The 12389-nt window shown below is 66.9% G+C and carries 13 protein-coding genes and 1 tRNA gene; 8 read left to right on the plus strand and 6 right to left on the minus strand.

Features of this window, described 5'->3' with window-relative positions; genetic code table 11:
• Positions 1 to 24: 24 nt before the first annotated feature.
• A tRNA-Ser gene (locus tag FB548_RS07150) sits at positions 25 to 117 on the minus strand.
• A gap of 131 nt (positions 118 to 248) precedes the next feature.
• On the opposite strand from FB548_RS07150, the gene dnaX reads away from it, so the two are divergent.
• The 4 genes from dnaX to FB548_RS07170 are packed head-to-tail and all read left to right on the plus strand — an operon-like array spanning position 249 to position 3342.
• Positions 249 to 1976 (plus strand): DNA polymerase III subunit gamma/tau, encoded by a 1728-nt coding sequence (gene dnaX / locus FB548_RS07155; protein ID WP_142123998.1) that lies wholly within the window; start codon positions 249 to 251, stop codon positions 1974 to 1976.
• A 7-nt stretch (positions 1977 to 1983) separates the two neighbouring features.
• On the plus strand, positions 1984 to 2304 hold the full coding sequence (locus FB548_RS07160) for a YbaB/EbfC family nucleoid-associated protein (RefSeq protein ID WP_142123999.1): 321 nt from the start codon (positions 1984 to 1986) through the stop codon (positions 2302 to 2304).
• 58 nt (positions 2305 to 2362) lie between these two features.
• Positions 2363 to 2959, plus strand: a complete 597-nt coding sequence (recR, locus tag FB548_RS07165; RefSeq protein ID WP_142124000.1) for a recombination mediator RecR — start codon at positions 2363 to 2365, stop codon at positions 2957 to 2959.
• A 29-nt stretch (positions 2960 to 2988) separates the two neighbouring features.
• On the plus strand, positions 2989 to 3342 hold the full coding sequence (locus FB548_RS07170) for a histidine triad nucleotide-binding protein (RefSeq protein ID WP_142124001.1): 354 nt from the start codon (positions 2989 to 2991) through the stop codon (positions 3340 to 3342).
• A gap of 72 nt (positions 3343 to 3414) precedes the next feature.
• Here FB548_RS07170 and FB548_RS07175 read toward each other — a convergent pair whose 3' ends face one another.
• Genes FB548_RS07175 through FB548_RS07190 form a run of 4 tightly spaced genes read right to left on the minus strand, consistent with a single transcriptional unit; the run spans position 3415 to position 7796 of the window.
• Positions 3415 to 3924: a Slp family lipoprotein gene (locus tag FB548_RS07175; RefSeq protein ID WP_142124002.1), complete on the minus strand. Its 510-nt coding sequence runs from the start codon at positions 3922 to 3924 to the stop codon at positions 3415 to 3417.
• A gap of 17 nt (positions 3925 to 3941) precedes the next feature.
• The gene (locus FB548_RS07180) at positions 3942 to 5888 is read right to left on the minus strand and encodes a DUF3488 and transglutaminase-like domain-containing protein (RefSeq protein WP_142124003.1); all 1947 of its coding nucleotides are present in this window, start codon (positions 5886 to 5888) and stop codon (positions 3942 to 3944) included.
• On the minus strand, positions 5875 to 6840 hold the full coding sequence (locus FB548_RS07185) for a DUF58 domain-containing protein (RefSeq protein WP_142124004.1): 966 nt from the start codon (positions 6838 to 6840) through the stop codon (positions 5875 to 5877). The genes FB548_RS07180 and FB548_RS07185 overlap by 14 nt, the downstream gene beginning before the upstream one ends.
• A gap of 2 nt (positions 6841 to 6842) precedes the next feature.
• Entirely contained in the window at positions 6843 to 7796 is a 954-nt protein-coding gene (locus FB548_RS07190; protein ID WP_255470363.1) for an AAA family ATPase, read from the minus strand.
• A gap of 44 nt (positions 7797 to 7840) precedes the next feature.
• Between FB548_RS07190 and FB548_RS07195 the strand changes: the two genes are divergently transcribed.
• Complete coding sequence (locus tag FB548_RS07195; protein WP_142124006.1) at positions 7841 to 9682, plus strand: glycosyltransferase family 39 protein; 1842 nt, start codon at positions 7841 to 7843, stop codon at positions 9680 to 9682.
• A gap of 6 nt (positions 9683 to 9688) precedes the next feature.
• Here the strand turns inward: FB548_RS07195 and FB548_RS07200 are convergent, their stop codons facing one another.
• Positions 9689 to 10258, minus strand: a complete 570-nt coding sequence (locus FB548_RS07200) for a Maf family nucleotide pyrophosphatase (protein ID WP_142124007.1) — start codon at positions 10256 to 10258, stop codon at positions 9689 to 9691.
• A 124-nt stretch (positions 10259 to 10382) separates the two neighbouring features.
• Here FB548_RS07200 and FB548_RS07205 point away from each other — a divergent pair, with 124 nt between their 5' ends.
• The 3 genes from FB548_RS07205 to FB548_RS07215 all read left to right on the plus strand — a co-directional run bounded on the left by FB548_RS07205 (position 10383) and on the right by FB548_RS07215 (position 12235).
• The gene (locus tag FB548_RS07205) at positions 10383 to 10889 is read left to right on the plus strand and encodes a YceD family protein (protein ID WP_142124008.1); all 507 of its coding nucleotides are present in this window, start codon (positions 10383 to 10385) and stop codon (positions 10887 to 10889) included.
• A gap of 67 nt (positions 10890 to 10956) precedes the next feature.
• Positions 10957 to 11151 (plus strand): 50S ribosomal protein L32, encoded by a 195-nt coding sequence (gene rpmF / locus FB548_RS07210; RefSeq protein ID WP_055942113.1) that lies wholly within the window; start codon positions 10957 to 10959, stop codon positions 11149 to 11151.
• Between the two features lie 88 nt (positions 11152 to 11239).
• Entirely contained in the window at positions 11240 to 12235 is a 996-nt protein-coding gene (locus FB548_RS07215; RefSeq protein WP_142124009.1) for a beta-ketoacyl-ACP synthase III, read from the plus strand.
• Positions 12236 to 12389 lie beyond the last annotated feature (154 nt).

Genomic DNA, 12389 nt, shown 5'->3' on the forward strand with positions numbered 1-12389 from the left:
CCGATGGCTCGGGATGGATGAATCTGGCGGAGAGAGGGGGATTCGAACCCCCGAAGCGCGGTTTAGACGCTTACACACTTTCCAGGCGTGCTCCTTCAACCACTCGGACACCTCTCCGGGACCTGAACACAGCCATGAGCCGCTTTCAGGGCCGTGAATTCTAGCCTTCGCCGAGGCCGGCCACAAGCGAAGCCTTGCAGCATCCGCGAGCGGAGAGACGGCGGGCGGGGGCGTGGCACAATGTCGGCATGTCCTATCTCGTCCTCGCCCGCAAGTGGCGCCCCAAGCGTTTTGCCGAACTGGTGGGCCAGGAACACGTGGTCCGCGCGCTCACCAATGCGCTGGATAGCGGCCGTGTACACCATGCCTTCCTGTTCACCGGTACGCGCGGGGTCGGCAAGACCACCATCGCGCGCATCTTCGCCAAATCGCTGAACTGCGAGAAGGGCACCAGCGCCGACCCGTGCGGCCAGTGCGCGGCGTGCCTCGACATCGATGCCGGCCGTTACATCGACCTGCTGGAGATCGACGCCGCGTCGAACACTGGCGTGGACGATGTGCGCGAGGTGATCGAGAACGCGCAGTACATGCCTTCGCGCGGCAAGTTCAAGGTCTACCTGATCGACGAAGTGCACATGCTGTCGAAGGCGGCGTTCAACGCGCTGCTGAAGACGCTGGAAGAGCCGCCGGAGCACGTGAAGTTCCTGCTCGCCACCACCGATCCTCAGAAATTGCCCGTCACCGTGCTGTCGCGCTGCCTGCAATTCAACCTCAAGCGGCTCGATGAAGAACAGATCCGCGGCCAGATGACCAAGATCCTCGGCGCCGAAGCGATCGAAGCCGATAACGCCGCCATCGCCCAACTCGCACGCGCGGCCGATGGCTCGTTGCGCGATGGCCTATCGCTGCTCGACCAGGCCATCGCCTATGCCGGTGGCGCGCTCAGCGAGGATGGTGTGCGCACCATGCTTGGCACTGTGGACCGGACCCAGGTCAGCGCTATGCTGGCGGCGCTGGCGCAGGGCCACGGCGAGGCATTGCTTCAGGTGGTCGCACGGCTGGCGGAGTTCTCCCCCGACTGGGCTGGCGTGCTGGATGCGGTGGCCGAAGCGCTGCATCGCATCCAGGTGCGACAGCTGGTGCCGTCGGCCAGTGTGGAAGCGGAGGGGGTCGATATCGAGGCTTTCGCCGGACAGCTGCGGCCCGAAGTGGTCCAGCTCTGGTACCAGATGGCGATCAATGGTCGTCGCGACCTGCATCTAGCGCCCAGCGGGCGCGCCGGCTTCGAGATGAGCGTGCTGCGCATGCTGGCGTTCCGTCCAGCGCAAACAGGTGAAATGCGCGGCGATGCTCGCGCTGCGGCAACGGCAACGGCCGCGCCTGGCCAGACCACGGCCCCCGCACCCACTGCCAGCCCTGCTCGCACGACACCTGCGCCCGAATCCCTGGCGCAGCCGCAACAGATGGCGCGCGAAGAAGCTCCGACTCCGCCGCGCATGGCGACACCTGTCGCCGAGGACGCGCCGCCTTGGCTTCCTGCGCAGACGAAACCGTCACCTGCCACGTCCATGCCCGCGGACATCGGCATCACCGACGCCGAGGCGTGGCTGCACTTCGCGGGCAGCTGCGGGCTGAAGGGCGTCGGCAAGCAACTGGTCGACAATGTCGCGTTCGCGGGCTACGCGAATGGCACGATGACGCTGGCGCTGGACAGTGGCTTCGATTACCTGCGCTCCGAGCGCACGCTCGGCGAGCTTGCCGACGCCATCGCCAGTCGTTACGGCGTGGCTCCCCGCCTGGCGTTCGCCACGGCGGCGAGCGATGCCGAAACGCTGAAGGAGCGCAGCCATCGGCAACGCGACGAACGCCAGAGCGAGGCCGAAGAAACCTTCATGAATCATCCGGACGTACGGCAGTTGATGCAGCAGCATGGCGCCAGGCTCGTCCCGGACTCCATCCGACCTTACGAAGAGTGATCACGACATGCGTGGAAACATCGCCCAACTGATGCAGCAGGCGCAGAAGATGCAAGAGAACCTGCAGCGCGCCCAGGAAGAACTCGCCAAGCTCGAAGTGACCGGCAATGCCGGCGGCGGCATGGTCAGCGTGACCCTGACCGGCGCCAAGGAATGCCGCAAGGTACGCATCGACCCCTCTTTGCTGTCCGACGCGGAGATGCTCGAAGACCTTATCGCAGCCGCGTTCAATGACGCATCCAACAAGGTCGACGCTGAATCCAAGACGCGCATGGGCGCAGCGACGTCCGGCATGCCATTGCCGCCGGGCATGAAACTGCCGTTCTGATGTTCGACCGTGGCCGGCCTGTGCGGCCCGCCCGCCATCGCCGGTCCCGATGACGATCATGTCCAGTCCGTTGCTCGAACAGCTCATCGAATCGCTGCGCGTCCTGCCCGGAGTGGGGCAAAAGACAGCGCAGCGCATGGCCTACCACCTGCTCGATCGCGAGCGGGACGGCGGCAAGCGTCTGGCGGGCGTGCTGGCTGAAGCGCTGGACCATATCGGTCATTGCGTGCAGTGCCGCGATTTCACCGAAGGTGAGGTCTGTACGCTCTGCGTGAGCGGCAGTCGCGACCGTCACCAGCTGTGCGTGGTGGAGTCACCGTCCGATCGCCTGGCGATCGAACAGGCGACGGGATACCGCGGCGTCTACTTCGTCCTGCACGGCCGGTTGTCGCCCCTGGACGGCATCGGACCGCGCGAACTGGGGCTGGATGCGCTGTCGGCGCGGCTGGCGCAGGGCGAGGTCACCGAGCTGATCATCGCCACCAATCCCACCGTCGAAGGTGAAGCCACGGCCCACTACCTGGCGCAGCTGGCGCGGCAGCAGAGCGTGCGTCCGAGCAGGCTTGCCCATGGCGTGCCGCTGGGCGGCGAACTGGAATACGTCGACCGCGGCACGCTGGCGCACGCGTTCGGCGGCCGCAGTGAAATGACCTGACCGCACTCACACGAGGACGCGCAAGCACCATGACCGACACGATTTTCGCCAGGATCATCCGCCGCGAGATTCCCGCCGCCATCGTCTACGAGGACGATGAGGTGCTGGGCTTCAAGGACATCGCACCGCAGGCGCCCGTGCACGTGCTTTTCATCCCGAAGAACGACGCCATCCCCACGCTGGATGACGTGCAGCCGCACCAGGCGCACCTGATAGGCAAGCTGGCGTTGGCCGCCGCGGAGTACGCACGCCAGGAGGGCTTCGCCGGGAATGGCTACCGGGTGGTCATGAACTGTCGCGAGGATGCAGGGCAGACCGTGTTCCACATCCACCTGCATCTGCTTGCCGGTGCGGCACTGGGCCGCTTCGGTACGCAGGCCTGAAAGACCGCCATTTCGACCACGCAAGAAAAAAGCCGCTCGTAGAGCGGCTTTTTTCCTTCCCGGCGCGAGGTATTACCACCAGCCCCAACGGCCCCAGCGCGGTCCCCAGAAGGGATCGTAGTACGGGTAGGGGCGGACCTCCACTTCGCGCACTTCCGGCCACAGATACACCACGTCCGCCGCGACACGGGGAAGCTGGTAGTCGTAGTCGCCGATGCGCGTGCTTTCGTAGCCCTCGATCTTGCCAACGAAGGTCACCTCACGACCCTCGGAGAACACGGCCGGGTCGTAGAAACCCGCGCGGCACGCAATGAAGCGGCCATCGGTCGCGTCCGGTGCCGAGGACAGCGGCCGGCCGGTGGCGGCGAGCGGACGCGATACAAGCTGGAAGCAGGTGCCGTTCTGGGCCGGGGTGGTACTGATGATGCGGCCGCCCCATCGCACCGGCGCCCCCACCTGCGGCGTACCGACGGAATCCCGCGGGTTGACCGGGGTGAAAGTGCCCTGCAGCGGCGCGGGTGCCGTAGCGCAGGCGGAGAGCAGCGCGGCGGCTGCGACGACAACGGCGAAGCGAAGTTTCATGGCCAGTCTCCAGCGGGTTATGGGCGGTGCCGGCGCAGGTCTTCGATCAGTGCGCGGTGGTCCCCCTCATCCGCAGCGTAGCGCGCTGCGGCGAAACGCCGGCTGAGCGAAACCAGCGAGTCGGCGCCTTCGGGGCGCTGGGTGGCCACTCTGCGGGCCCAGGCGCCGGCTGTCTCGTGTGGTTCCCGTCCCAGGCCCAGCCGGGCGTAGCGTGCCCCCAGGCGGTGCCAGGCACGCAGCAGCGGGTCGCGCTGGCGCTCGCCTCGGGCCAGCAGCCAGGCCATCCAGCCCACCGCGATCATTGCAAATACGCCGAACAGCGCGGCCAGTCCGGATGTACCCAGTCGCTGCGCACCGAACTGCTGCAGCATGCGCGCCTGCCGCCTGGCATCGAACCCCAGCACCATGTCGTTCCAGCCGCGGCGCAGCCAGTCGCTCACCTGGCCAAGGCCATCCATGCTGATCAATCCGGCGCCGCCGGCACGGGCATCGCCAAGCCTGTCCTCGAGTGTGTCGTAGATGCGCTCCGGTGCGACCGCAGCGGTGGGGTCCACGCGAACCCAGCCCCTCTGCGGCAGCCAGACCTCGGCCCATGCATGCGCGTCCATGTTGCGGACGATCCAGTAATCGCCCAGCCGGTTGTAGGTGCCACCGGTGTAGCCAGTGACTACGCGCGCCGGAACGCCACCGGAGCGCATCAGGAAGACGAAGGCCGAACTGAAGTGCTCGCAGTATCCTGCCTGCTGGTCGAAGAGGAATTCATCGACGGTGTCGCGCCCGGGAAAGGGTGTGTTCAACGTGTAGGCGAAGCTGGAGCGGATCCAGTTCAGTGCACGCCCGACCAGAACGGCGTCATTGCCACCGGCCTCGCGTCGCCATTGCGCGCCGAGCGCGCGCGTCCTCGGGTTGAAGCCGGCGGGCAGCTGCAGCGCCTGCCGGCGCAACGCGTCGGGCAGTTGGACATCGAAGCGGGTCGGCGCCGACGATTGAACGCGCCAGCGGCTCAGCGCATTCAATGGAAGTCGCGTGCGCGCGCTGTAGTCGCGTGTCAGGCTGGTGCCTTCCGGCGCGGCGACTGGAAGGTCCAGCATCACCAGGTCGCGATTGTCGGTAGGCTCCACGTCCATCTGGTAGTCCCACACAGTAGGCGCACGCGTGCTTGGTGCCGGCGGCCAGCCGGCCAGCGGATTGCCGCGGGTCCAGGTCCGCCCGTCGAAGTCGGCCAGCACCGGGCCGCGCCAGTACATCTGGGAGGTCGGTGGCGTTGCGCCGAAGAACTGCACGCGCAGGGCCGGGGTGTCGTCGGCGATCAGGTCCAGCCAGCCGCCGGGGGACATTTCGTCGCTCAGGCCGGGCTTGGAAAGCGCGCGCTCGGGCACACCCCACAGCGGCGTGGGAAAGCGCGGAAAAAGCCAGAATGCCGCCATCACCAGCGGCACACCGAGCAGCACGAGTTTCCCGACCTGGCGGAGTTGCTGCAGGGGCCGCGCCGGGGCAGCGAGCGAGGTCGCCTCGGCATCGGCAAGGCGATGCAGCGCGACCAGGCCGCTCAATACGCCGACCAGCCCCAGGGCCATGCTCATTGGTCCCTGGTCGAGGAGGAACGCAGCGAAAGGTGCGAACAGCGCGAAACCCAGCAGGCTGCGGTTGTCTCGCAGGCTGCGGGTTTCGGTGGGTTTGATGGCCAGCATCGCCGCCAGCAACGCACAACCCGTGTCGCGGCCGAACTGCATGCCGGCGAAGGCCATCACGGCGACCACCATCGCGATGGCCAGCAGCGCACGCAGAAGTGCGGGCAGCGGACGCTTCCATGAGACGAAGGCGAGCATGAGGCCCGTTGCGCCCAAGCCCGCCGCCAGGGTGGGCGGCAGGTGGATCAGCAGGGCGAACAGGCAAACGCCCGCCGTCGCCAGCGTCCATCGGCGACTTGCCGGATCCAGCGCCAGGGGCTCAGGAGACGGCATGGGGCATCAGCGCCAGCGCGCGCAGGCAAAGATGTCGATGGGCGGTGCCTGCGCCGGGACCGAGCGGAGGTTGGCCAGGCAGCAGCAGGCGGTACCGACGACCTTCGCGTTCGGCAAGCTCGATCCAGTGCGCCAGGCGCTGGATGCGGTGTTCGTGCGGCAGCGATGGCAATGCGGTCCATGCGAGTTCCACTTCCTGCCCAAGCGGCTGTTCGTATTCGCGTACCAGCAGCTGATCTTGCCGAGCCGACGGTTTCCATGCGATGGAACGCCGTGCATCGCCCGCACGGTAGTTGCGCAACTGGTGCACGTCCTCGCCACCGGGATGCGGGCGCGTGCGGCTTCCGGCACCCGAGATGTCAGGCAGCGGTGGACCTTGCGGCTCGGGAGTCGGGTAGACCAGCAGAGGGGAGGAGGGCCATACCCAGGCCCAGGCGCGCGCGAGTCCCAGTGGTTGGGTGGTGGACAGGCGGATACGGTCGAGGTCGTACCATCCGCGCTGCCGAGTCGGAAGTGACAGTTCCGCCACGGCGCCGTCAGATGGCGCCAGCATGGCGAAGACGTGCCTGTCGCAGGCATCCACGCGCAGGCCATGGCGCGCGCGCGCGTCGCGTGAAGACAACGCCACTTGAAGCCGCAGCGGGGTGCCTGCCGGGACGGGGTCGGCGGCGATCGCATCGATCCGCAGGTCCGCCAGTTGCAGGTGCGCGAAGATCAGGCTGGCCATCGCCGTGGCACCCAGCAACAGCGCCAGCAGCAACCCCGGATTGTTGTTGTAGTTCAACGCCCCCAGCGCCATCGTGAATACCAGCGCCGCGAAGAAAAGACCGAACCGCGTGGGCAGCACATAGATGCGCCGGCGGTCCAGCTGCACGGGCAGGGGTTCTGGTCGACGGGGTCGCGCCAGCCGGGCGAAGCGGCGGGCGAGGCGTGCGCGCGGCGTGCTTGCCATGCTCAGTCCACGGGCACCGCGTGCAGGATGGCCTTGGTCAGCGCGACCGCCTGACCGGTTTCGGCTTCAGTGACGATGCGGTGGGAGGCCACGGCCAGGAACAGTGTCTGCACGTCCTCGGGTAGCACGTGGTTGCGGCCCACCAACAACGCATAGGCTCGGGCAGCGCGCAGCAGGGCGATGCCCGCGCGCGGCGACAGGCCGACCCGCACGCCGGGGTGCTGCCGGCTGCGGGCCAGCAACGCCTGTACGTAGTCGATCAGGGCATCGCTGGCATGCACTTCGCCAACGGCTTGCCGCAGCGCCACCACTTCTTCGGACGACAAGAGCGGCATCGCCTGCGCGATCATCATCCGCCGGTCGGTGCCGGCCAGCAGCGCGCGCTCGGATTCCGCATTCGGATATCCGAGGGCCAGCCGCAGCAGGAAGCGATCCAGTTGCGAATCCGGTAACGGATAGGTGCCGGAGAGGTCCACGGGATTCTGCGTGGCGATCACGAAGAAAGGCTCCGGCAACGCGTGGGTCACGCCATCCAGGGTGACCTGGTGTTCCGCCATGGCTTCCAGCAGCGCGCTTTGCGTGCGCGGAGGCGCGCGGTTGATCTCGTCGGCCAGCAGCACGTTGGTGAAGACCGGTCCCGGATGGAAGCTGAAGGCACGCGCTTGGACATCGTAAACCGACACGCCGAGGACATCAGCCGGCAACAGGTCCGAAGTGAACTGCACGCGCTGGAACGTCAGGCCCAGCGTGGCCGCCAGTGCGTGCGCCAGCGTGGTCTTGCCGAGCCCCGGCAGGTCCTCGATCAGCAGATGGCCATCGGAGAGCAGCGCCACAAAGGCGAGGCGGACTTCATGGACTTTGCCCAGCACCAGCGAGTTGACCTGTGCCTGGGCGCGTTTGAGGGCGTCGGCCAAGCCTTCGGATAGCATAGGGCGGGTGCTGGGAATGGCGGACATCGCGCTCTCGGTTTCCGATCATGGTTTCAGGGAAGTGTAGCGAGATGGAAGAAGAACAACGCGCGCGCCGATGGTTCCTTGCGGTGTGGACAATCGTGACGGTCGTCAAGATCGCGATCGCCGCACGCTTGCCGTTGTTCGTGGACGAAGCGTTCTACTGGCAGGAAGGCCAGCATCTGGCGGCGGCGTATTCCGACCTGCCGGGATTGACCGCATGGTTGACGCGCCTCGGAACCGAGTTCGGCGGACATCACGTACTGGCGGTGCGCGCGCCCTTCCTGCTGTTGGCGGCGGTGCTGCCATGGCTGGTGGCCCGGAGCGCAGCACACTGGTTTGGTGCTGCAGTGGGATGGCAGGCGGCCTTGCTGACCGTGCTGATGCCGCTGTCGGGCACGTTGGGCCTGCTGGCGTTGCCGGATGTGCCGATGGCGGTCGCAACCGTGCTCTGCGCCGATGCCGGTGCACGCCTGCTGCGTGAAGTCGATGCGATGTCCGCGACCGAACTGGCGTTTGGACTGATGCTGGGCGCGCTGAGCCACTACCGTTTCGTGGGCGTGATCGGCGTGGGTCTGGTCGCCCTGCTGTGGTTGCCCGAGGGCCGGAAGGTGCTCCGTGATGCGCGGGTCTGGGTTGCGCTTGCGGTGGGCCTGCTCGCCTGGGCGCCATTGCTCGCGTGGAACCTCGAATACGCCGATGCCGGCCTGCGTTTCCAGTTGCTTGATCGCCATCCCTGGGCCTTCCACGGTGATGGCGCACGCTTCCTGCTGGTGCAGGCGGCGATGGTCACACCGTTGCTGTTCTGGGCCATGCTCGTCGTTTCGCTGCGCGGCTTGCGCGGTGGCAAAGAGGCCGGCACCGCTTGGCGCTATTTCGCGCTGCTCGGCGCGATCTCCACGCTTGGTTTCTTCCTCATCGGCTTCTTCGCCGACAACGAACGCGTCAGTTTCCATTGGCCGTTGCCGGGCTATCTCGCCCTTGTCGTGGTGGTGCCGCTTCTGTTGCGTGCGTGGTCTCCCGTGCGGCGGAAAGCGACCTGGGGGCTCGCCGGGATCGGTGCGATGCTGATGCTGGGTTACTACGTCGTGGTATCGCTGCCTGGACTGCGCACGCAGATGGCCGGCAGCAAGTATTACCCCGAGAACTTCGCTGGCTGGGACACGCTGGCAGCGGAAGTACGCAAGGCCCAGGCAGGGCTGCCCGAGGGGACCGTGCTGCTCGCGGACAGCTTCAAGACCGGCGCCGAACTCGGCTTCGCGCTGGGTGACGCGGATATCCCGACCCTGGATCATCCATTGAATCGCAAGCACGGGCGGGCACCCCAGCTCCAGTTGTGGGGCCTGGAGCACGATGGCAAGCGCAGCGCGCCCACCTTGCTGGTGGTCGCCGCCACCGACGTGAAGTTCAGCGCATTGCTCGCGCACTACCAGCGCCTGTGCGCCGTGGTGGGGCCGTTGCCGCCGGCGAAAGCGGTGAACATCGATCACGGCGCGCGCCGTTTCCTGCTGTTCGCGCTGCCCGCACAAACTGCGGGCGGCGAATGCATCACGCCGGTCGTCGCCAACATCGACATGCCGGAAGCGGGTGCCACTGTCGGCCGGCGCTTCAGCGTGGGAGGCTGGGCCGTGAAGGATGTGGTGGGCGTGACGAAGGTGGAAGTGCTGATGGACGGCCGGGTCGTCGCCGAAGCCAAGGACGCCATCGCCAATGACTGGCTGACCGTTTTCCTGAAGGGCGCCTCGCGCGATCCGCGCATGCCGCGGGTGCAGTTCAATGTCGAGGTGGACGTCGGCACGTTGCCGACGGGCCGGCATTGGTTGGGGTTGCGGGTGACCGGCGGAGACGGCAGCGTGGAAACGTGGGCGGAACGGCCCGTCGTGGTGCAGTGACGCGCTTCAGGGAAGTTCGAAGCCGGCCTCGCGCAGCATCCGCGCCACCGCGATCAGGGGCAGGCCGACCAGGGCGGTAGGGTCCGACGATTCGATGGCATCGAACAACGCGATGCCGAACCCTTCCGACTTGAAGCTTCCCGCGCAGTCGAAGGGCTGCTCCGCGTCCACGTATCGCTCGATCTCGGCAGAATCCAGGTGGCGAAAGCGCACGGTGGTGACATCCTGCGCCTGCAGGACTTGTTCATCGCGTACCAGGCACACGGCCGTGTGGAAGCGGACCTCCCGGCCCGACATCGCGGTCAGTTGGGCGATGGCGGCCTCGCGCTGGCCGGGTTTGCCGAGAGGCTGTCCGTCGAGTTCGGCAGCCTGGTCCGCGCCGATGATCCAGCTGCCCGGGTGCTGGTGGGCGATGGCATCGGCCTTGGCCCGGGCCAGGCGGCTGGCCATGGCCGGCACGGATTCGCCGTCCAGCAGCGCTTCGTCCACTTCCGGGCGCGCGATATGGAACGGCACGCGCAGCCGCTCCAGCAGTTCGCGGCGGTAGCGGGAAGTCGAGGCAAGCATCAGCGGCATGGCGTTGGGTGACCGGCAGGGGCGGGCGGGGGAGTCTGACGGGCGGCGGGGCGCCCGGCAAGCCATCCTCGTCGGAGGGGGTGGTTTGACAGTTCGGTCCTTCATCCTTAACATTCAGCGGCTTATGTCCGCGAATACGCCCGAGATGTTGGATGCTTGGCGCATGGTCGCGGCCCGGCGCAGCTTTGAAGGCCGCCTGCCGCTGTCCTCCATGACCCGATTGCAGGGCCTTCTGGTCGATACCGAGGGCGAGGTGCGTTACGTGATCGAGTTCGATCGCGACGCGTTGCAGGTGCCTTTCATCGGGTTGCGGATCGAAGCGGAACTGCCGCTGGTATGCCAGCGCAGCCTGAAGCGGTTCGTGCTGCCGGTGACGGTCGAGCAGCGGCTGGGGCTGGTGCGCAGCGAGGATGAGGAATCCGCGCTGCCACCGGGCTACGAGGCCCTGCTGGTGCCGGAGGACGGCATGCTTCGCCCCGCCGACCTGGTGGAGGACGAGCTGGTCCTGGCCGTGCCGGTGGTGCCCGTGGATCCGATGTCAGAGGCGGTCGAACGTGAGTGGGCCGCTGACGAAGAAGAGGTGGCGAAGACCAGTCCGTTCGCGGCGCTGGCCTCGCTGAAGAAGAACTAGCCGCTACGGCGGTCTGGCAATACGAACCGCAAGGTTCACCAACAGATACAAGAGCTGGAGCAATCCCATGGCTGTGCAGAAATCCCGCGTCACCCCGTCCCGTCGTGGCCAGCGTCGTTCGCACGACGCGCTGACCGCCAAGCAGCTGTCGACCGACCCGACCACGGGCGAGATCCATCTGCGCCACCATGTGACCGCCGACGGTTACTACCGCGGCAAGAAGGTCATCGCCACCAAAACGACGGCCGTCGAAGAAGATTGATCCGTGCGGCGCGCCCTCCCGCAGGGCGCGCTTCCCGCATGATCAATGACAACCAGGGCCCTTCGTCGGGCCGGCAATGGGAGCGTGCATGAGCGAGCCGGGTAACAAGGGGCGCATTTACGCGCGCATCGCCGGTACGGGCAGCTATCTGCCCGAAAAGGTGCTGACCAACGAAGACCTGTCGAAGCTGGTCGATACCAGCGACGAATGGATCCAGTCCCGCACCGGCATCCGTGAGCGGCACATCGCTGCCGAAGGCGAAACCGCTGGCGACCTCGGCTACCAGGCGGCGCTCCGCGCCCTCGAAGCAGCCGGCGTCGATGCCTCCGAGATCGACCTGATCGTGGTGGGCACCACCACGCCCGACCTCATCTTCCCCTCGACCGCCTGCCTGATCCAGGCGCGGCTGGGTATCGCGGGCTGCGCGGCGCTGGACGTCAATGCGGCCTGCTCGGGTTTCATCTACGCCCTCAGCGTGGCCGACAAGTTCATCCGCTGCGGCGATGCGAAGACGGCCCTGGTCATCGGCACCGAGACGCTCAGCCGCATCGTCGACTGGACCGAGCGCACCACTTGCGTGCTGTTTGGCGACGGTGCCGGCGCGGCCATCCTGAAGGCCGACGGCGATACCGGCATCCTCAGCACCCATCTGCATGCCGATGGCAGCAAGAAGGAACTGCTGTGGAACCCGGTCGGCGTGTCGGCCGGCTTCAAGCCGGACGAGCCGAACAACGGCATCCGCATCCACATGAAGGGCAACGACGTCTTCAAGTATGCGGTGAAGGCGCTCGACAGCGTGGTCGATGAGACGCTCGAGGCCAACGGCCTGGACAAGCACGCCCTGGATTGGCTGATCCCGCACCAGGCCAACCTGCGCATTATCGAAGCCACCGCCAAGCGGCTGGACATGTCGATGGACCAGGTCATCGTGACCGTCGACAAGCATGGCAACACATCGTCCGGGTCCGTGCCGCTGGCGTTGGATGCGGCCGTCCGGTCGGGCCGCGTCGAACGTGGCCAGTTGCTGCTGCTGGAAGCGTTCGGCGGCGGCTTCACCTGGGGCTCGGTGCTGCTGCGCTATTGAGGTCCGCACCCCTGCGACGATGGAAGGCGATGCCGGGAGGCATCGCCTTCTTCGTTTCCGGCGCTGCGTTTCCGTTGCACATGGCGTTGCTGCGTGCGACGCGGCGTCGCATGCGCATACGCACCGGTACAGACAATCGAGCGGGTTCGCCCGT

It is taken from the genome of Pseudoxanthomonas sp. 3HH-4, assembly GCF_006716465.1.
Taxonomy (GTDB): Bacteria; Pseudomonadota; Gammaproteobacteria; order Xanthomonadales; family Xanthomonadaceae; genus Pseudoxanthomonas_A.

Excerpts from the sequence above, each read along its gene's own strand:
- FB548_RS07160 (WP_142123999.1), top strand. The coding sequence starts at position 1,984 with ATGCGTGGAAACATCGCCCAACTGATGCAGCAGGCGCAGAAGATGCAA.
- FB548_RS07175 (WP_142124002.1), bottom strand. The coding sequence starts at position 3,924 with ATGAAACTTCGCTTCGCCGTTGTCGTCGCAGCCGCCGCGCTGCTCTCC.
- FB548_RS07205 (WP_142124008.1), top strand. The coding sequence starts at position 10,383 with ATGTCCGCGAATACGCCCGAGATGTTGGATGCTTGGCGCATGGTCGCG.
- rpmF (WP_055942113.1), top strand. The coding sequence starts at position 10,957 with ATGGCTGTGCAGAAATCCCGCGTCACCCCGTCCCGTCGTGGCCAGCGT.
- FB548_RS07170 (WP_142124001.1), top strand. The coding sequence starts at position 2,989 with ATGACCGACACGATTTTCGCCAGGATCATCCGCCGCGAGATTCCCGCC.
- FB548_RS07190 (WP_255470363.1), bottom strand. The coding sequence starts at position 7,796 with ATGTCCGCCATTCCCAGCACCCGCCCTATGCTATCCGAAGGCTTGGCC.
- FB548_RS07215 (WP_142124009.1), top strand. The coding sequence starts at position 11,240 with ATGAGCGAGCCGGGTAACAAGGGGCGCATTTACGCGCGCATCGCCGGT.
- recR (WP_142124000.1), top strand. The coding sequence starts at position 2,363 with ATGTCCAGTCCGTTGCTCGAACAGCTCATCGAATCGCTGCGCGTCCTG.
- FB548_RS07180 (WP_142124003.1), bottom strand. The coding sequence starts at position 5,888 with ATGCCGTCTCCTGAGCCCCTGGCGCTGGATCCGGCAAGTCGCCGATGG.
- FB548_RS07185 (WP_142124004.1), bottom strand. The coding sequence starts at position 6,840 with ATGGCAAGCACGCCGCGCGCACGCCTCGCCCGCCGCTTCGCCCGGCTG.
- dnaX (WP_142123998.1), top strand. The coding sequence starts at position 249 with ATGTCCTATCTCGTCCTCGCCCGCAAGTGGCGCCCCAAGCGTTTTGCC.
- FB548_RS07195 (WP_142124006.1), top strand. The coding sequence starts at position 7,841 with ATGGAAGAAGAACAACGCGCGCGCCGATGGTTCCTTGCGGTGTGGACA.
- FB548_RS07200 (WP_142124007.1), bottom strand. The coding sequence starts at position 10,258 with ATGCCGCTGATGCTTGCCTCGACTTCCCGCTACCGCCGCGAACTGCTG.